Source organism: Candidatus Mesenet endosymbiont of Agriotes lineatus, from assembly GCF_964019585.1.
Lineage (GTDB): Bacteria > Pseudomonadota > Alphaproteobacteria > Rickettsiales > Anaplasmataceae > Mesenet.
Window position 1 is genome coordinate 531,944 of record NZ_OZ026454.1, and the last position, 18,901, is coordinate 550,844.

Annotated in this window: 18 protein-coding genes and 1 pseudogene; 12 read left to right on the forward strand and 7 right to left on the reverse strand. The window is 34.7% G+C overall.

Annotation, left to right across the window (positions count from 1 at the left end; genetic code table 11):
* Positions 1-6: 6 nt before the first annotated feature.
* On the reverse strand, positions 7-696 hold the full coding sequence (locus AACL19_RS02535; RefSeq protein WP_339045298.1) for a hypothetical protein: 690 nt from the start codon (positions 694-696) through the stop codon (positions 7-9).
* A 155-nt stretch (positions 697-851) separates the two neighbouring features.
* Between AACL19_RS02535 and AACL19_RS02540 the strand changes: the two genes are divergently transcribed.
* Positions 852-2,087 (forward strand): hypothetical protein, encoded by a 1,236-nt coding sequence (locus AACL19_RS02540; protein WP_339045297.1) that lies wholly within the window; start codon positions 852-854, stop codon positions 2,085-2,087.
* The gene (locus AACL19_RS02545) at positions 2,044-3,168 is read left to right on the forward strand and encodes a hypothetical protein (RefSeq protein WP_339045296.1); all 1,125 of its coding nucleotides are present in this window, start codon (positions 2,044-2,046) and stop codon (positions 3,166-3,168) included. Before AACL19_RS02540 ends, AACL19_RS02545 begins: the two co-directional genes overlap by 44 nt.
* On the opposite strand, the gene AACL19_RS02550 is transcribed toward AACL19_RS02545, so the two are convergent.
* Genes AACL19_RS02550 through AACL19_RS02570 form a run of 5 tightly spaced genes read right to left on the reverse strand, consistent with a single transcriptional unit; the run spans position 3,103 to position 6,201 of the window.
* Positions 3,103-3,426 carry a hypothetical protein gene (locus AACL19_RS02550; RefSeq protein ID WP_339046435.1) on the reverse strand — a complete coding sequence of 108 codons (324 nt, stop codon included), beginning with the start codon at positions 3,424-3,426 and terminating at the stop codon, positions 3,103-3,105. The genes AACL19_RS02545 and AACL19_RS02550 overlap by 66 nt on opposite strands.
* On the reverse strand, positions 3,426-3,935 hold the full coding sequence (locus AACL19_RS02555; RefSeq protein WP_339045294.1) for a hypothetical protein: 510 nt from the start codon (positions 3,933-3,935) through the stop codon (positions 3,426-3,428). The genes AACL19_RS02550 and AACL19_RS02555 overlap by 1 nt, the downstream gene beginning before the upstream one ends.
* 41 nt (positions 3,936-3,976) lie before the next feature.
* Positions 3,977-4,783 (reverse strand): AAA family ATPase, encoded by an 807-nt coding sequence (locus AACL19_RS02560; protein ID WP_339045293.1) that lies wholly within the window; start codon positions 4,781-4,783, stop codon positions 3,977-3,979.
* Between the two features lie 5 nt (positions 4,784-4,788).
* Positions 4,789-5,616 carry an ATP-binding protein gene (locus AACL19_RS02565; RefSeq protein WP_339046437.1) on the reverse strand — a complete coding sequence of 276 codons (828 nt, stop codon included), beginning with the start codon at positions 5,614-5,616 and terminating at the stop codon, positions 4,789-4,791.
* 60 nt (positions 5,617-5,676) lie between these two features.
* Positions 5,677-6,201, reverse strand: coding sequence for a sigma-70 family RNA polymerase sigma factor (locus AACL19_RS02570; protein WP_339045291.1), 525 nt, complete (start codon positions 6,199-6,201; stop codon positions 5,677-5,679).
* A 297-nt stretch (positions 6,202-6,498) separates the two neighbouring features.
* Between AACL19_RS02570 and AACL19_RS02575 the strand changes: the two genes are divergently transcribed.
* Positions 6,499-7,314 carry a hypothetical protein gene (locus AACL19_RS02575; RefSeq protein ID WP_339045290.1) on the forward strand — a complete coding sequence of 272 codons (816 nt, stop codon included), beginning with the start codon at positions 6,499-6,501 and terminating at the stop codon, positions 7,312-7,314.
* A 784-nt stretch (positions 7,315-8,098) separates the two neighbouring features.
* Here AACL19_RS02575 and AACL19_RS02580 read toward each other — a convergent pair.
* Positions 8,099-10,234: an AAA family ATPase gene (locus AACL19_RS02580; RefSeq protein ID WP_339046439.1), complete on the reverse strand. Its 2,136-nt coding sequence runs from the start codon at positions 10,232-10,234 to the stop codon at positions 8,099-8,101.
* A gap of 223 nt (positions 10,235-10,457) precedes the next feature.
* Here AACL19_RS02580 and AACL19_RS02585 point away from each other — a divergent pair, with 223 nt between their 5' ends.
* From AACL19_RS02585 to AACL19_RS02625, 9 genes and pseudogenes are all read left to right on the forward strand, one after another.
* Entirely contained in the window at positions 10,458-11,486 is a 1,029-nt protein-coding gene (locus tag AACL19_RS02585; protein WP_339045288.1) for a virulence RhuM family protein, read from the forward strand.
* 24 nt (positions 11,487-11,510) lie between these two features.
* Entirely contained in the window at positions 11,511-11,975 is a 465-nt protein-coding gene (locus tag AACL19_RS02590; RefSeq protein ID WP_339045287.1) for a Holliday junction resolvase, read from the forward strand.
* Positions 11,976-12,089: 114 nt separating this feature from the next.
* On the forward strand, positions 12,090-13,319 hold the full coding sequence (locus tag AACL19_RS02595; RefSeq protein WP_339045286.1) for a DNA modification methylase: 1,230 nt from the start codon (positions 12,090-12,092) through the stop codon (positions 13,317-13,319).
* 28 nt (positions 13,320-13,347) lie between these two features.
* Positions 13,348-13,836, forward strand: a complete 489-nt coding sequence (locus AACL19_RS02600) for a hypothetical protein (protein WP_339045285.1) — start codon at positions 13,348-13,350, stop codon at positions 13,834-13,836.
* Positions 13,833-15,434 carry an ankyrin repeat domain-containing protein gene (locus AACL19_RS02605; protein ID WP_339045284.1) on the forward strand — a complete coding sequence of 534 codons (1,602 nt, stop codon included), beginning with the start codon at positions 13,833-13,835 and terminating at the stop codon, positions 15,432-15,434. The genes AACL19_RS02600 and AACL19_RS02605 overlap by 4 nt, the downstream gene beginning before the upstream one ends.
* Complete coding sequence (locus AACL19_RS02610; RefSeq protein WP_339045283.1) at positions 15,431-16,357, forward strand: phage terminase large subunit family protein; 927 nt, start codon at positions 15,431-15,433, stop codon at positions 16,355-16,357. The genes AACL19_RS02605 and AACL19_RS02610 overlap by 4 nt, the downstream gene beginning before the upstream one ends.
* Positions 16,264-17,265, forward strand: a complete 1,002-nt coding sequence (locus tag AACL19_RS02615; protein ID WP_339045282.1) for a terminase gpA endonuclease subunit — start codon at positions 16,264-16,266, stop codon at positions 17,263-17,265. The genes AACL19_RS02610 and AACL19_RS02615 overlap by 94 nt, the downstream gene beginning before the upstream one ends.
* Entirely contained in the window at positions 17,255-17,479 is a 225-nt protein-coding gene (gpW, locus tag AACL19_RS02620) for a gpW family head-tail joining protein (protein ID WP_339045281.1), read from the forward strand. The genes AACL19_RS02615 and gpW overlap by 11 nt, the downstream gene beginning before the upstream one ends.
* Positions 17,480-18,897, forward strand: a pseudogene (locus tag AACL19_RS02625) (phage portal protein).
* Positions 18,898-18,901: the final 4 nt, after the last annotated feature.

The window sequence follows — 18,901 nt, forward strand, 5'->3', positions numbered from 1 at the left end:
AAGAGTTTAAAAAGTAACTACAAAGGAAAAGGTCTCACGAGTAGCAGCAGTTCTAATAAGCGGCACGGTGTGTTCAAGTACCAACAAAATTCCAGAATCAATAATATCTTGCGGTTCAAAATATCTTTGCCCAGGAGGTAATACCTCTTTCACTTTGGTGCCAACCATAACTCCAAGTTCCCGTATCACTTGATCCCAAGCATCAGTAAAATCGAAAGTAAATTTAAGATATAAGCTACCTGTTGGCAGAGAAGAAGGCTTAAATCTCCCAGTAGGAGTAATTAGTTCTCCCTCATCATCACCGCTACAAAAGATAACTTCATCAGCCGTACGTCTACCCACCTCATTTATCAACTTTGTAGAATTGATTGGCTCTGCTTTTGTGCTTTGCGTGTATTCTAAAGTTACAGTATCATCCTCATCATTTAAAATGGAACTACTTTCTCCACGTTTTATTATACCAGTACTGCTATCAACTATATAATCCACACTTGGTTTATAGATTACTTCTCCTTTGAAAACCTTAACATCTTTAACTGGGTAATGGTCAAGCTTGATTTCACCCTTTAAAAAAGTTTTCTCGACTTTATGGTTACTTTCCCAAGAAGCATCACCTGTGCCCCAGGCAAGATGTATGGGTTGTTCTTTTATACTTAATGCTATTGCTGCTCGACCTGACTCAGTGAGGATTGACATTTATTGGATTTAAAAGCCTTACATATATTATATACAAGATTTGGAGAAATTTTGTCCAAAAATCTTCATTTAATTTAGTTAAATTTAACTTTTATTGCAACTTGACTCACTTATCATGCTAAATATAATATACTCTATTCTACTTTGAAGAGGTAATGGATATCTACCCAAGCTATGAGTTCTGGGAAAATGATTTAGAGGTTCCCGCCCACTACTTACTTAGTCGTTTTCAGAATCCAGAAATACGTAAGTTCTGGCTTGATTCTCTCACCGGTAAGCAATTAAATATTATCTTTAAGCATTGCTTTAATCATCAGCAGCAACTATTTGAAGATGATATAAGTCATAATAATATGTCAGTGCAGCAAAAACGTAAAATCATTGCCAATGGTTCTGACGTACTATTTAACTATTATCTGATTAGTTATTTTGATCGTACTAAACTTGAATCAGCTATTAGTGAAGTTGCAAGACTGGCTATTACTCAAAAGCTTATGGAGCTATATTTAATAAAAAATAATACTAAATATGATAAAAGATCCTTACTGTTCTTATTATTTCAGACAAATTATTCTTTATTAAAATCTGTTTATCATTTTGATAAGGTGCAAAAAAGAGGCTCTACTGCCTTTACCTTACAGAAGGTACCAAGACAAGTAAACAATACTCCATTTAAAGATTTTATCTCACAAGAAATCATAGAGCAAATTCTTAAGGAAGACGATGCGAGACGTAATGATAGTTTAAAAAATCAATTGCAGGGTCTCTTCTACCATCAAAATCGTATATATGTCTTTATACGGCGAGCTAGTGACTTTTGTTTTCTTTTAAACTCAAATAAAGTAGTGCATGGTCATAAACCCGATTGGATTATAATTGATTTCTCTCTTAATGCTAATCAGGTAAATTTATGTACTAAAAGTATCAGTCAAGGTCTCAGAATAACAAATTATATTGTAAGTCAGTATTTTGAACGTGAGTGTTCATTTATTAACACACATAATCAAACTGAAGTTGCACAGGTACGTACATTCTTAAATGCATGTGTACACAAGTCAGTGCCTAATATTAACCTATTTGAATTAAAATTTAGTTCATCTCAAACCTATATTACTCTAACTACAAATGATATTGAACAGTGGCTACAGAAGCTAGAACCTTCTGTTGGTAGTATATTACATAATGTTTCTCTAGTTCAACATGCAAGAGTAATATTTCAAAATAAGAAAGTCACCTTATCTTTTCAAATAAATGGACAAGACCAAAACTACATAGCAATTAATTATTCAGAACATATACTTAATAAAAAAGAACGAGATGATTTTAAATCTTTAATTAAGGATACTTATGGTATTACTGTCTTATCAAAAGCAAAAGCACTTTCAAAATAGAGAAATAGTTAATGCTATATTAATGAATGGATCTTGGATAAATCCTAAGAAGGGCTATTTAGAAGCTGCTAAATACTTAAGTAAGCTTGGATTTATTGAGTTTGAAATATCATATTTTGTTATTTGTGCTAACGAATTAGATCTTGATTTTCCAGATGTATATGATCCTGATTGCAAAAATCAGATTATAATTGCCCATGACTTTAATGAAGACTGTGATGATTTGAGCTGTGAAGATTGTGGTCGTTATATTTTTCCTAATACTTATAAAAAACAAAGATCTCTTGTACTTTCTATCAAACTCAATATAGAAAAAACAGTAAGTTATTTTGAAAGTCTATTAACTGGTCTAATATGGCAAAAAGCTGAAGCAGGAGTTTACCATATTAGTTTTCAAAATAGAATAGTTAGTATTGTTATACCAGTTTTATGTACTGATACATCATATTTAACTGCAGATAGATTAAGAATTAACCCTACTGTTTTAATAACCCTTGGGACAAGAGATCTTAAACTATTACTAAATTTGTATACTATTTCTATGGCTGATATAATTTGTAAGTACAAAACTTTAAAAGAAATATTACTCACAGCAATCGAAAAAGGAATACCAGAACTATTACCTAACGTTTCTTTACAAGCATTAAATTATTATCCTTATGTACCACTACAATACGCTCAACCTATTCCACCAGAGAAAATCTTACAGCTACAAATTCAAGGAAATAACATTTGTATTAATAATATAGAAGTTATTGATAAACACTCAAAATCTGGAAATATATTTTTTATTCTTTTAGAACAATTTTGGCAAGATTTTAAGGAAGGAATTTCTAAGGAGCAGTATAAAGCTTTAAGTGTTGGGGAAATTGCAAATAGGATAGGAAATATTTTCGATGTAGAACAGCAAATTCGTAAACCAATAAATAGAATGCAGAAAAATATAACAGAGAAATTAGCTAAAACCTTAGGGTTAAATGTAAAAAGAGATGATGTTATTCAAACTTTACCGTGGTCAGCAATGAGTGGTAAGGAATATGGCTACAGACTTAACCCATTTATTCTCATTTTTAGAAAGTAGTCTATCTAAATTGTAAATTAATAATGATTTAACCTCTGATGAAGAAAAATCTATAAGTCCTTCTTTATTTGTTCCAATTTTGTTCAATGCATTTTTTGTCCGTTCAAAATCGAGATTGGCAAGATCACAGACCATAGCAAAAGATTGAGAATTTATCCATCCTTGCGCTTCTTTTCTTAGCTTTTGATTTTTTCCTAATAGATCTTGTATGGCCTGGATAATAACCACAGACCATAACCTTCCTTCATCGTATTTCATTACCAATTAACCTGAGAATTTTTGATAAAATCAGTGTAAGCACGATGCTCTGGAGTTATAACCGCAGCAATCTTATTCTTCTCTCCATATTCATCAGCTGTAATTCCTATCTTTACTAAGCATTCTAGGCCATTTAAGTCACCAGTAGCGTTGATCTTACGAGCAAGAACTGCTTTCTCTGAGGTGTCATGCGGATGAATATTACGTGCAGATTCTAAAATACTTCTAATCATGGAGCGTCCCATTTCACTCCACCTATCTTCACCATCTGCTTTGCTACTTTTAATTCCAATGATTTGATAGATTCTATGTTTCGCATATGGACCTTCAGTTACAATAAATTCAGTATTGAGATAAACACTTCCAGTGGTCCTACTTTTAGTTAACCAACAGTCGCCATCATAACCTCCAGGCTGAATGGCTATTTGTACTTTAGCTATTGTACCTGCAGGAATGAGATTGCTTTGTGATTTTGCTGTATTGAAGTCAGTTAAAAGATCTTGTAACATATAATTTCTCCTATGAATTAAATTTTAAAATTAAAAAAAGGTTAATGATCCCATTGCTCTATAAGCTGCCAAGAGCCAGAGGTTTTATCGACAAGCTTACTTGGTACACGTTCACCATTACGTAGTTCAAACACTATCTGACGTACATTACTCTCTTCATCCTGAGAAAACATAACCATGCCAGTACTGTAGAATCCCCTTAAAGATCCAGCTCCACTTAACCCTTGAAATGGGTCTTCTTCGAGCATTTTCTTAGATAATTTCTTTGTGTGGTGGGTCAGTATCATGCAGGCATCTGGACTCACAACACTACGTAAACTTTCAAGAGTTCTTTGCAAGAAGAATAACATGGCGCTATTATCATTTTCATTGCCATATTCACTGCTAAAGATATTACGAAGAGGATCAATCGCCAAAATATCAGGTCTAAAGTGTTCTTTTACAGTTTCCTTTATTTGCGTTATCTCTTCACTATTGAATGACAGGTGTACTTTTGGAGTAATAATTAAATTATTAGCAGCTATATCTAAAAGATCCTTGTCAAGCTTAAGCTGTTGTAAGCGTTCCTTCATGTAGGGATATTCAATTTCAGTTTGCAAATAAAATATCTTCAAAGGTCGACTTGGTGTCATTCCAAGAAAAGAAACTCCAGCGGCCATATGTACTAGCCAAGAAATTAAAAAATCACTCTTACCAATTTTAGGTGGACCTCCCAGTACTAACAAACCTCTTTGGGTTAAGATCCTTGGCGAGATAATATCTGCTGGTATTGGTGACTTATCGTTTAAGTATTCCTTGACGGTGAAGAATGGTATTTTTTGTCTATTAAAATCAGTAAATTGTCTCATAAGGTTTACACTCCTTTTGTAATTGAAATTGTGGATAAAGTTTTGTTCTTAATTTTGCTCAGTAGCTTACCTAAATGTGGTTCTTCAACCATATCAAGACAGCCACTACGATCCTTAGCTGGATATCCCCAGGAATTGATAGCATGACAGATAAAAGAGCGTACTTCCTTGCCATCTTCTTTTTTAATGCCTACCATGCTGATAACTTCATCAACAATACCGGGAATTTCACTGGCAGTTTTAGTTCCTTCACACTGTGGCAACCAAGTTGGGCGATTAAAGTCATCTAAATATTGTCCAAGGGTACCAACTAAAATGATGTCTTTACTAGGAATATGTTGAAATTGATTCAGCCAAGCCATCATCTCTTGAGCAAGTATGCCATATGCTGCTCTCATGTCTTGTTTACCTGTTCTCTCAGAAATAGATTCAGGTTGTAATTTAGCCCATAGAAGACTTAAGCGTGAGGCAACAGTTATGCTATCAATGAAAATGCATCGGTACTCAGAGAGTTTTGCTAAAAGATCTCCATACTTACCTAAGATGTGATCATAGTGTCTTTGGCTATAAGCTTGATCAGCTTTAAGTGCAGGATTTGGGCCACCAATTAGACAAGCAATATCTCTTGCTTCATTCCAAGTACGAATGTTAATTGAATCTCCCTGCCAATCCTGTACGGCCAGTAAACCAGCTTCAAAATCAAGACACAGTGTTGGCTTATCTAAAGTCTTAAGTAAACTAGTCTTACCAATGCCATATGGTCCAAAGATTACTATCTTCACTCCTGTAGTAGTTTTTAGTCTTTCTTCACTATTTGTAATTTTTAAAGTCATAATTTTATTCTCCTCTCATAATATATAATCAAGAAATGACGACGATTTGTTCACCTGTTTTTACAAATATATTTTTAAGTGAGAAAGTTTAGCTCGTATTTGTCTTCTGATGTGATAAACAGTTGTTCTTGATATTTTATACATTTTAGCAATTTCACAGATGCTATAAGATTGAAGATCATAACAAATGTCCTGCCAAAGTTTTGGCAATTTTGAAATTGTTGTGCTTATATCGATATTTGCTGCTACTTTATTTTCGAAGTGACTACTTTTATCAACGACATTACCTAATTCTGTGATATCAATGAATAATATCCCGGCTTTACTATCACGTTTAGCGCATGATTGCTTGCGTACAAGATTTATAGCACGATTTTTAATAATGCTATGAATAAATGCATCTTGACCGCTTTCATCACCACTATATTGGTTTAAATCAGACCAAGTTTCGCACAAAAGCTCTTGTTCTATATCTTCAATACTGTAATCAGCAAAACATCTGAAAGATTTAAGTCGTCTAGCACGTTTCCTTATTTGTTTAATAATTTTAGGGTTAATGCCTAAATAGCGATTGTTTGATTTCATAGCGATTCCATAAATTTATATGGTTTAATGATGAAATCTATTGCCCTGATTTTGTACGGCACGAGAGAAATTCTTTCCCCCATATGTAAAAGTTAATCACTTGATATTTCAGGATTTCTTTCCAGTTTATCCCCCATCTGCAAAATTTGTTCAGACATTGAAGTTATTATGCTGTTTTAATAGTACTTATTCTCATATCTTATGATGGTTTTATTTAACCAATAATTAATCTTTAATTAATATTTAAGCTTAATAATTTTTTTTATATCATTAATAGATATAAAGTATGGGGGTGAAATGACAGAGAATAATAATATAAAAACTTGTGATAAATATGAGGAATATTTTGAAGGATTTAACAATATCGGTAAAGATCTCGATGAATTAAAAAAGTCTTTTGATGATGAGTTAATATGTATACAAAAATCAGTGAAAAAGGATAAAAAAAGCTATCCTATATTTCAAGATGATAAAGCATTTGATGTGTTCAGGAAGCTTTGTAAACTTAAGTTACTTGATATAGTCAAAGACACTTTTAAACTAACAAAACATGATATTAAAGCCATAAATAAGGTTATTGAGCAAGATAGATTGAACATAAATGCACAAGATGTACATCATCTCTATAAGCTTGCCGACAAATTTACAGAAAACGATATACAGTATCTTGAAAGAGCTGCTACAGCGTATGAAAATGATAGTATTGAACGAGAATTCGATTCCTTTGCACAAGAAAGATTTACTGAACTTAATAAGTGTGAGAAACAAGTATTTGATCAATTTGAAAAAGAACAGCTAAGTAAAACAGAAAAAGGCAAAGCAGGATCAATCAAATCATTGTTTACGAGAATATTTAAAATAGTAATAAGAAAGCTTCAACATGGAGAAAAATTAGTTGAACTTAAAAGCACAAAAGAACAGCAAAGTAGTTTTATCAGTCATCTGCCAGAAAAGAGTTTAAATGATTTAACTGATTTTAATTTTGCAAAGGAAGAGCATAAACTAGAAAATTCTTCAACTAAAATGGATGCAAGAAGTAACTTAATTGATTTAAATACCACTTTTGATCAAGTAACAATAACTGAAATAAACAACAAGCAATTAAGTCAGTAATTCTTTTGGATTATATATTTCAGTAAAAGGAAGCAATAAGCTCAAAACAGCGCTACAATGGAATGATATTAAAATCTATTTAGATAGTAGTGCTGTTCATTGAAGTTAAACTTAAAACACACCCAAACCAACTAAAAGCTAAAGGCAAGATAATGATTACAAGCTATATGCCATTTGCTGACGTTTTAAGTTATATTATAAGCGTAAGTTTATAAAAAGTATACAATTTCCCATGCTGAAATAACATAATGACTCTAAAAACATCACATTTAAAGCAACATAAACTCTACTTACTCATATCTTTAATACTTTTAGTTTAGTAACTTAGCAAACCAGCTAAACATTAGCAATGTTAGTAGAATTACTTTGAGAGTGCAATAGTATTTAAAAAAAATCTAAAAGTTCAGTAGATATGATGTTTTCATGGGGGTAGTTTTAAAACTTTATTATGGATTGTTTGTCTTTGCATTCATTTTTAATTCTTCTGTTAAAATAGACTTTTTATTAAAGATCAGAATTTCTAGTTGGTAATATTTGATTATAATATACTATAGTATATTATTATATATATAAGGTTTTTTGCCATCTTGCCAACTACCTTAAACCTGCTATGGGAGGGGATTTTAAGACGCATTTCTAGTTGGCAATTTCTTTCTGCATTTCTGCCATCCTGCCAACTTAAAATTAACAAAATAACTTAAAACAAGCCACTGCGGTCAGTTTGAGAAAAATCCTAGTTGGCAAGATGGCAAATTCTTAAACTGCCAACTTAATTTTTGCCAACTTATTCTGCCAACTTAAAATTGTCATTTATAATGAAATTATGAGTAACCCAAACGTCCGGATTTTCAACTGGCATAAGTACTCCATTTGTTGCTGATAGATAACAGCTTGATTTAATAAATACATATTGATCTTCAGAAATTTTAAGCTCCATATCCTCAACACATAAATAACCATACTTTGATCTGGTATTTGATAATTCATGTTCAGGACTTCTCTTGAAAAATTTTATATGACCAATGGTTGCAAGATGACTTATTCTTTCGCGAATACTACGTTCACTACCAAGACCTAATTTTCCTTCAAAATATTTAGCAAATTGTGCTGTAGTATAGACTTTACCTTTATATGCTTCACTTGCAATTAATTCTAAGATAACGTCATGTCTTCTTCCACGTTCTAAATCTAGTTTCTTGTTATAACTATTCCTTACTATTCTTTCTGAATTAAAATGTGCATCACACTCTACAAATGCTCCATTTTGCCAGTAAAACGAAATCTGATTTTGTTCAGATGCAGAATAATTAGACTTCTTACGGCAAAGAACACGATCAATATCAGAAGCATCAGCTCTATCCGGTTTTGATAAATACCACCTGGACCTTACAGAATTATTCCATGCTGTTGAACCTCCTGTACCAGTTTTTCGTATTATTCCTGAATCAGAAGGATGAGCACATAATAAAACAGCTCCTTTTATTGTCTTTGCTATATGACCACAACAGTTTTGAATAAATTGCCTAACATGAGAGCGATCATTTTCATTACCGCCAAATAGGTCTGCAGCTGTGTCTAAGATCACTAGCTTGGGTTGAAACAATTCAATGTCTGCAAGCAATTCTTGAAAGTAAGGAGTTAATTGGCCTATACCTTTATTATCAAAAACCATAAGAAGATTATTTTCTCCTACTCGAGATGATAAACAAATGTTGTCTAGGAAAGCAGGGGATTGCATATCCAATTGATAAAATGCATTTATTGTACATTGCCGACGCCAGAGTTCTTCTTCATCATATTCACAAAAGACACCATATGTTTTAATTTGTTCAATATCTATGCCTAACCAAGGTTTACCAATAGCAGCAGCTGTCATTAATTGTTGTGCAAGAAGAGATTTGCCAACACCGCCATCGCCATAAAGAGCAGTAACGCTACCAACAGGAAGCCAATCTTTTATGATCCACTTTCTTTCTGGAGCAGTATTAGTCCAGATTGATGTATCAATTTTTTTCAATTTATTAGAGGAATTATTATTGTTATAAGGGCTTTTCTTATTTGTGATAAATTCTAGAGGATTTATTCCTTCTTGGATACAATCAGCAGCATCCCAACCTTTTGGTTTATTTTGGGGAACTTTAATAATTGCTAGGGAGATAACACCAAGATCGATGAGTTTTTTTGCAACTTTCTCAGCGTATTGCTTTCCTGGTTCATCGTTATCTGGCCAAATTATTATGTGTTTGCCTTTAAGTAGTGACCAGTCTGTTTTGTCAATGGGTGCATTTGCTCCAGACATTGCTGTTGTTGCTGTAATACCTTGTTTTATTAAGCTTTCTGCACACTTTTCTCCTTCAACAATAATGACCTTATCGGCTTTAATTATACCTGGGATATTATATAAAGGTCTTATCTCTGGTGCAGTATAGCTTGACTTTTTGACATCAAATGGCAGATATCGTTTCCCTAAAGCAGTATCATAAAGATAAACCTTAACAATAGCCTCACCATTCTCATCAAGATAATCCCAAGAGGTTGTGGACTCAGCTTCATTAACTTTATGTTGCCGGTAATAGCCAAGCCACTCACCAATGGATGCCATTACTTCATGGAACTCAGCCTTAACATCTTTCCTATGTGCAGCAGCCCAAAGATCTATGATATCCCCTCCTTCTCCAGTGGCAAAATCGTTCCATAAACCTGCTTTATTGCCTGTCAGTTCTATTCTTAAACTCTTTCCTTTACTACCTTGCAGATTACCAATACGATATTCGTTGCCATGAAAAGTGCCATTACGGAAGAGGTAAGAAAGACAAGATCTTATATTAAGTAAAAGCTGAGTTTTTAACTCTTCCTTCTCTAATAGTGGCTTATAATGTCCATTCTTTGATAAGTTGTTTAAATCACATGTGATATCCATAATTTTCCGTTAATAGATCCCTTATCAATAATGAATCAAGAAATCACACGAATTTGTTCACTTATAGCTCAAAATTTTTTGACTATTAAAACCTTTGATGAATTAAATGTTGAAATAATGTAACTTTTTCTGAACATTTTGATGAATTTTCTTGATATATATAGTAGAGGGATACGAAACTCCATTATTTTAATAGTAAGAAGGCTACATAATAAGATGATATATGAAAGATAAGCTCCCAGGTAATAATGAAATCTTGTTTTATGAAACAGACAATGGAAAGGTATGTATAGAGGTCAGATTTGAAAATGATAATCTATGGCTTACACAGAAACATATGGCTAAGCTATTTGGCTGTTCAAGTGATAATATTTCGTTGCACTTAAAGAATATTTATCTAAGTAAAGAATTAGATAAAAGCTCAACTACTGAGGAATTCTCGATAGTTCAAAAAGAAGGAGAAAGAGAAGTAAAACGTAATGTAGTATTTTACAATTTAGAAGCTGTTATATCAGTAGGCTATCGTGTTAATTCAGAGCGTGGCATAGCTTTTCGTACATGGGCAACTGATAAACTAAAGAATTACATTTTTAAAGGCTTTGCAATAGATAGTAATAGATTTAAGAATGGTACAAGATTTGATGCTAGATTCTTTGATGAGCTAGTAGAAGAAATAAGAGAAATTAGGGCTAGCGAGCGTATAGCTTACCAGAAAATTACAGATATTTATTCAACTTCAGTAGATTATTCAAGTTGTGCAATTGAAACAAAAGATTTCTTTGCTATAGTGCAAAACAAATTACATTTTGCCATTACTGGAAATACAGCAGCAGAAATAATCGCAAATAGAGCAAATAGAAACAAACCAAATATGGGCCTAACAAATTGGCGAAAAGCACCTAAAGAGAAAATCTTTCTCTCTGACACTCAGGTAGCAAAAAACTACTTAGATGAAAATGAAATTGCTCAATTGAATAAGATAGTGAATATGTATATAGACCATGCGGAATTTCAAGCTGCTCGAGGTAAAATAATGTATATGAAAGATTGGAAAGAAAAGCTTGACGCATTTTTAAAATTTAACGAGCAAGAGATATTAAAGGACCACGGTAAAGTTTCTCATGAGGTAGCAATTACCTTAGCTACAAAGGAGTATGAAGAATTCAGAAAAATACAAGATAAATCGTACAAGTCAGACTTCGATAAATTGGTGGAAGAAAAGAAAAATCTTAACAAAACTAACTCCAACTAATAAATCTATACCTAAAAATAAAATATGTCGATACTCACATTAGATTTAGGACAACAAACTGGTTGGGCAATTTTAGAAGGAGGAGTGATTGAAAGTGGTAGTAAGAGTTTTCATGTTAGTCGCTTTAGTGGTGGAGGAATGCAGTTTTTAAACTTTAGTAATTGGCTTAATTCTTTAAAACAGAAGTTTTCAAATATAAGTGTTGTCTATTTTGAAGAGGTAAGAAGACATCTTGGCACTGATGCTGCTCATATCTATGGAGGCTTCTTAGCCCATCTTACTGCTTGGTGTGAGCTTTGCCTTATCAAGGTGTTGCTGCAAAAAGCATTTTATCACAGTAATGCCAGTAAAAGTGCAGTGATTGCTGCAATAAAAAATAAAGGTTTTACCCCAAGTGATGACAACGAAGCTGATAGTTTAGCACTACTATTTTATGCTATGAATTTAAATAATAATATTAATAACTTAAGTAGTTTAGAAGCCTGTTAAGCGGGTCCTTGGCTACTGTGGCGGGTTTTGGGTAAAGGGACCCCGGAAGTTCTCTAGCGTTAGAATGTTTTAAGATATTAACTTTTTAAACCCATCTTTAAAATCAATAAAAATATGAATCTTAAAATCCATTATTATCCAGTTGAAAATCTCATTGAGTATGAGCGCAATCCCCGTAAAAACGACGTAGTGGTAAGTAAAATGTGTGCTGCTATTGCTGAGTTTGGCTTTCGTATACCTATTATTGCTAAAAGTGATGGTATGGTAATTGATGGTCATTTACGTCTTAAAGCTGCAAGAAAATTAGGATTAGAGACAGTTCCAGTGGTATTTGCTGATAATTTAAATGATGCTCAAACTAAAGCTTTTCGTCTTCTTGCTAATCAATCTGCTAATTGGGCTAAATGGGATAACGATCTTTTAGAGCTTGAATTTAAGGATTTAGAAGAGTTAAACTTTGATCTTAAACTCACTGGTTTTGAGTTAGATAAAGTACAAAAGTTTTTTGCTGATGAAAGTAATGAGGAGGAGGATTTTTCTCATTTAACTGATAATGAAGATAAACCAGTAGTAACAAAACCAGGGGATTTATGGATACTTGGTAATCATCGTATTTACTGTGGTGATAGTAGACTAGATAGTTCTTTTAAAGCTGTTTTAGATGAGCAAGTGGCAGATATTACCTTCTGTGATCCTCCATATAATGTTGCTTATGGTAATAGCCAAGAAAGAGATGATAGGAAAATATTAAATGATGATCAGGGTGAAAAATTTGAGTTATTTCTCTATGACATTTGTTCCCACATTTTAGCCTATACCAAAGGGGCAATTTATATCTGTACAGCATCAGCCGAACTTGCAACCCTGCAGAAGGCGTTTAAAGAAGCAGGAGGACATTGGTCAACGTTTATCATTTGGGCTAAAAATCACTTTACACTCGGGAGAGCTGATTATCAACGTCAGTATGAAGCAATACTCTATGGTTGGAAAGAAGGTAATGAACGTAGATGGTATGGAGGACGCAGTCAAAGTGATCTATGGTACTACGACAAACCTACCTGTAATACGCTGCATCCAACCATGAAACCTTTAGAGCTAATAGAAAAGGCGATAATAAACAGTAGCAATCCAGGAGATATCGTCCTTGATCCCTTTGCTGGCTCTGGTAGTACACTTATTGCTTGTGAACGTAGGGAAAGAATGTGCCGAACAATTGAGCTTGATCCTGCTTATGTTGATATAACGATTAAACGTTGGCAGATGTATACTGGCAGGGCAGCAATATTGGCAGCGAGTGGTAAGACATTTTTGCAAATTCAAGAACAAGTCTTAGAAAAGTGGTAAAAACAAGAAAATAATAAAAGGGGGAAAAGTGGCACTTATAACCCAGACTGAATGGGCAAAAGAGCAAGGGTTTTCTAAACAGTACGTCTGTTATTTGGTGAAGAATGGTATCGTTGAGCTTAAAGACGGTATGATTGATTTTGAGCAAGCAGATGCTGCACTTATTACCATTCGTGATCCAAGTCAACCACAAAGAAGAAAAGGTATTAACGGTAATGAAAGAGGCAATAGTGATCTTGCCACCATGTTCCTTAAAACTCGCATTAAGAATGAAATAGAACGTGGTAAGCTTCTAGAAGCTAAGGCTAAAGCTGAAATTGGTGAACTTGTACCAATAGATGAAGTTAAAACTGCAGCTTTTAATACCGCAAGAGTTGTAAGAAATAATCTGCTTAACATTCCCGATAGAGTATCTGCACTTTTAGCTTCACTGGATAGTAGTGAGAAGATTCATCAGACACTAACTGAAGAAATCAAGATAGCGCTTGAAGCATTATCACAAGGGGGATTGGAGTGAGTGGCTTTACATCTAAAAACACTTTACCTGCTTTATTTATAGCTGAAGAACCAATGATCAAACAAAATCTCCATTTAGAAATAATTAGATGCTTTATTAGCAACGCAGAAGTAGATGTTAATACTCAAGGGATAAATGGCAAAACTGCTCTCCATTATGCTATAGAATCTGATGATTTAGCTTTAGTAGATCTCTTATTTAACAAGAAAAACGTTAATCCTTTCATTAAAGATGATACAGGTAAAGCCCCGCTTGATTACGCTCAAGAAGAAAATAAAACAAGAGTATTACAAGCTTTAATCAATAATAAGTATGGACCTGATGGCGATAGCTTACTTCATTTAGCAGCAGCAGTTGGTGAAGTTAAGGCAGTAAGATATTTAATTGAAAAAGGTGTAGATGTTAACTTACGCAATGCTGCGCACCATACACCCTTACACTTAGCCGCAGGAGCAGGACATAAAAGTATTATTGAGATCTTAGTAGAGGAAGGGGGAGCAGAAATCGATGTTTTTGATGCAAGAAATCAAACTCCTTTACATTACGCTGTAAATAATAAGAGATTAAAAACAGTAGAGCTGTTAATTCAGCTTAAGGCCAATGTCAACGCAGTCAGTGTTGGTCAAAGTTCCACAGGATTATCACCACTTCATATTGCAGTAAGTAATAGCAGTTACGATGAAAGAGATCTCTGCCTTGATGTAGTTAAGTGTTTAATCAGTACTCCTGAGTGTAGAGTTAATCCCCAAGACCATGAGAACCAAACTCCTTTGCATTATGCTGTAGATGGTGGTGGACTGAGTACCACAGATGTTTTACTCACCAGAAAAGATATAGATCCACTGATGAAAGATGATAATGGTAAGACTCCATTTGAATATGCGGTTGAGGAAAATAAGCAGGAGATAGTAAAGGCCTTAAGAGAAAACAGATACGGAGTTGATAATAACCATCTATTACATTTAGCGGTGCAAAAAGGATACACTGAAATTATCAATATTCTAATAAAAACGGGGGAGGATATTAATGTTTTAAATAACAAGAACCAATCACCAATATATTTTGCGGCAGAGCAAGGACATTTAAATGCGGTAGAGTTACTGCTTAAAAAAGGAGCAAGCCCTGCAGTTGCCCTTTACTGTGCAATTAAAGCAAATAACCTCGAGTTACTTAAGGTCTTATTGATCAGAAAAGATGTGGATCTATTTGGTAGGGATAATGAAGGCAAAACTCCTATAGATTATACGAAAGAAAATCCTGTGATGTTTTATATGCTTAGTAAATGTGCAGAAGTGATAGAAAAGAGAAATAATCATAATAAAAAGGTGAAGCTCTGTACTGTTCTCACTCTTGCAGTTATAGGTTCAATGACAGTAATTTTTACTATAGCAGTAGGAATGTATACCACCATAGCCGGAGTATTCACAGCAGTTGCTATAGTGGCTTTAAGTCAACTTATGCAAAGATCAATTGATAATAACTGTCAGCAAGGGGTTTTAAAAGCGCTGTCAGAAACCAATAAAGAACCTGCTACTTTAGTTGATTATGATGAGCGAGAAAATCCATGGCAATCAAATAATTTGGTGCTAATGCAATGATTTACAGCAGTAGTTTTTATGCCGGACTAAAACCCGATCCATTACTTAAAGTGTCAGAGTGGGCAAATGAGTATCGGGTACTTTCGCAAACAGCATCATCAGAACCAGGGAAATGGCGGACAGCAAGAACTCCTTATTTAAAAGAAATCATGGATTGTCTCTCTCCTTCATCTGCCGTTGAAAAAGTAATCTTTATGAAGGGGGCACAAATTGGAGGAACAGAGGCTGGAAATAACTGGATAGGCTATATCATCGATCAAACTCCAGGGCCAATGCTGGTAGTGCAACCCACTGTCGAGATGGGAAAGCGTTGGTCTAAAGGAAGATTTGCTCCTCTTATTGACAGTACACCATGTTTAAAGAGCAAAGTTAAAGATCCAAGAGCAAGAGATTCAGGTAACACAGTACAGAGCAAAGAGTTCCCAGGAGGCATGGTGGTAATAACTGGAGCTAACAGTAGTGTTGGGCTAAGATCCATGCCAGTTAAATACTTATTCTTAGATGAGATTGATGCTTATCCAGGAGACTCTGGGGGTGAAGGTGATCCAGTACTTTTAAGTATTGCACGTACTAACACTTTTACGAGGAGAAAGATCTTTTTAGTATCAACACCAACAGTACATGGAATTAGCAGAATTGAGAAAGAGTTTGAAGCTTCTGATAAACGTTATTTCTTTGTGCCTTGCCCACATTGTAATTATTATCAAATCTTAAAATGGCAACAGGTAAAATGGGAAGATAAGGAGCCAGCCTCAGCACATTATGTTTGCAGTGAATGTAGTGGTAAAATAGAAAATCATCAAAAGACAGAAATGTTAAGTCAAGGGGAATGGCGAGGCACAAATGTTACAGTAAACAACAAAACAGTAGGCTCTCAAGTTTATATAGCCCTGTTGGCTGGTATAGTTGGAGTCAAGCAGTAGAAGACTTTCTCCACAGTAAAGATAATGAGCAGCTGCTTAAAGTATGGATAAATACCACCCTCGGAGAAACTTGGGTTGATCGTGGAGAAGTACCAGATTGGAAGCATCTCTTTCAGCGTCGAGAAGATTATTTAATTGGTACAGTACCTCAAGGAGAAGTAGTCTTAACTGCTGGGGTTGACGTGCAGAAGGATAGAATAGAGGTAGAAGTTGTTGCTTGGGGCAGAAATAGAGAAAGTTGGTCGATTGATTATCAAGTGTTTGAAGGCGATCCTGGACGAGATTTTGTCTGGAATAAATTATCAGAATTACTTGGCAACCATTTCTTAGGTAGTGATGGACTTGAATATACAATCAGTATGATGGCAGTAGATGCCGGATATGCAACACAGGAAGTTTATAATTGGATCAGAAGTTATCAAGGATGTGGAAGAGTAATGGCAGTTAAAGGAGTAAATAAAGCCCTAGTACCACTTAGTAGTCCAAGTAAAGTTGATGTTACTGTTGCTGGACAAAAGTTACGTCGGGGCGTAAAACTCTGGCCTATAGGAGTATCAATACTTAAATCTGAACTCTTCCAATTACTTAAACTTTTAGAGAATGAAGAAGGATTTCCCCCTGGGTACTGTCATTTTCCTCAGTATTGCCCCGAATATTTTAAACAACTAACAGCTGAGCAGTTAATTACTAAAGTAGTTAAAGGCTATACTAAACAAGAATGGCAGAAGATTAGAGAACGTAACGAAGCACTTGACTGTCGAGTTTATGCAAGAGCTGCATCCATTGCTCTAGGGATTGATCGCTGGACAGAGAATAAATGGAACAGTTTAGTGGGTAAAAAAACTAAGAGTCAAAAGAAATCAGCAAAAGTAATACCGAGTAAGTGGATAGAGCCAAATGTACAATAGTGAGTATCTAGTCCAAGTTGAACAAGCCATACAGAAATTACAAAGTGGGGAACGAGTAGTATCAATTGCTTATGGTGATCATGTAGTGAGATATGCAGAAGTGCAGATAAATGACTTACTTAATTTAAGACAAAGAATTAAGGCCGAGCTGAAAATCTCAGGGGTAAAGCCAAAGAGGAGAATTGTTTTTTCCACAAGTAAAGGTGTCCTATAGATGATATTAAAATCACTAAAACAACTATTCAATAAACCAAAGATTAAAAGTTCAGCCTGGGATGGAGCAGGAGCTGGAAGAAGGTTATGTTATTTTCAACCTGAAAGGGGAAGCATAAATAGCCTCCTTACTCATAACCTTGAAACTCTGCGTAGCCGCTCTCGTGGTATGGTACGTAATAACCCCTATGCAGCAAATATTATTGATACCATAGTCAGTAATTGTGTTGGCACTGGAATTAAACCCCAATCAAAAGCTACAGATGCCAATTTTAGAAGAAAACTACAGCAGTTATGGCTTAGTTGGACTGATGAGGCAGATAGCTGTGGCGCAAATGATTTTTATGGACTGCAGTCTTTAGTATGTCGAAGTATGGTAGAGGGGGGAGAGTGTTTTATCCGTTTGCGGGCGCGAAGAGCAGAAGATAATTTATCTGTTCCACTGCAGCTGCAAGTACTTGAATCAGAACATTTAGACAATAAGAGTAACCAAACGTTAGCAAATGGTAACATCATTCGTAGTGGGATTGAATTTAACAAACTTGGGCAAAGAGAAGCATATTACTTATTCAGAGAGCATCCAGGTGATGGTTCATTAGGAGAATCAGTTCGAGTTCCAGCAAATGATGTTTTGCATATTTATAGACCTTTAAGACCAGGACAAATAAGAGGAGAACCTTGGCTATCTAATGTACTACTGAAACTCTATGAACTTGATCAATATGATGATGCGGAACTTGTGAGAAAGAAAACGGCAGCAATGTTTGCTGGATTTATCACCAGACTTGATCCTGAAGCTAATATCATGGGAGAAAATGAAACAAACGAACATGGAATTGCCCTCTCTGGTTTAGAACCTGGAACTATGCAGCTTTTGGATCCAGGAGAAGATATTAAGTTTTCTGAACCATCAGATGTTGGGGGTAGCTACGAGGCATTCATGAGACAACAACTGAGAGCTATTGCTATTGGCATGGGCATTACTTATGAGCAGTTAACTGGTGATCTCACTAATGTTAATTACTCATCAATTCGAGCAGGGCTGATAGAGTTTCGTCGTCGATGCTCGATGTTACAGCATAATGTCATGGTCTTTCAATTTTGCCGTCCAGTATGGAATTAGAGTTAGCACTACTCTCTGGTGCAATTAAAGAAACAAATAAAGAGAATAGCCAAACATTAAAGGATGTAAAATGGATCCCACAAGGGTTTGATTGGGTTGATCCACTTAAAGATCAGCAAGCACAGCAGATGGCAGTAAGAAACGGGTTTAAAAGTAGAGCAGAGGTAGTGTCAGAGCTTGGCTATGATATAGAAGAAATTGATCAGGAGATTGCTGAAGATCATAAACGTGCTGATTACTTTAACCTGAATTTTGATTCTGATTGTCGGGCAGATATTAAGCAAAAAGGAAATTAAATTT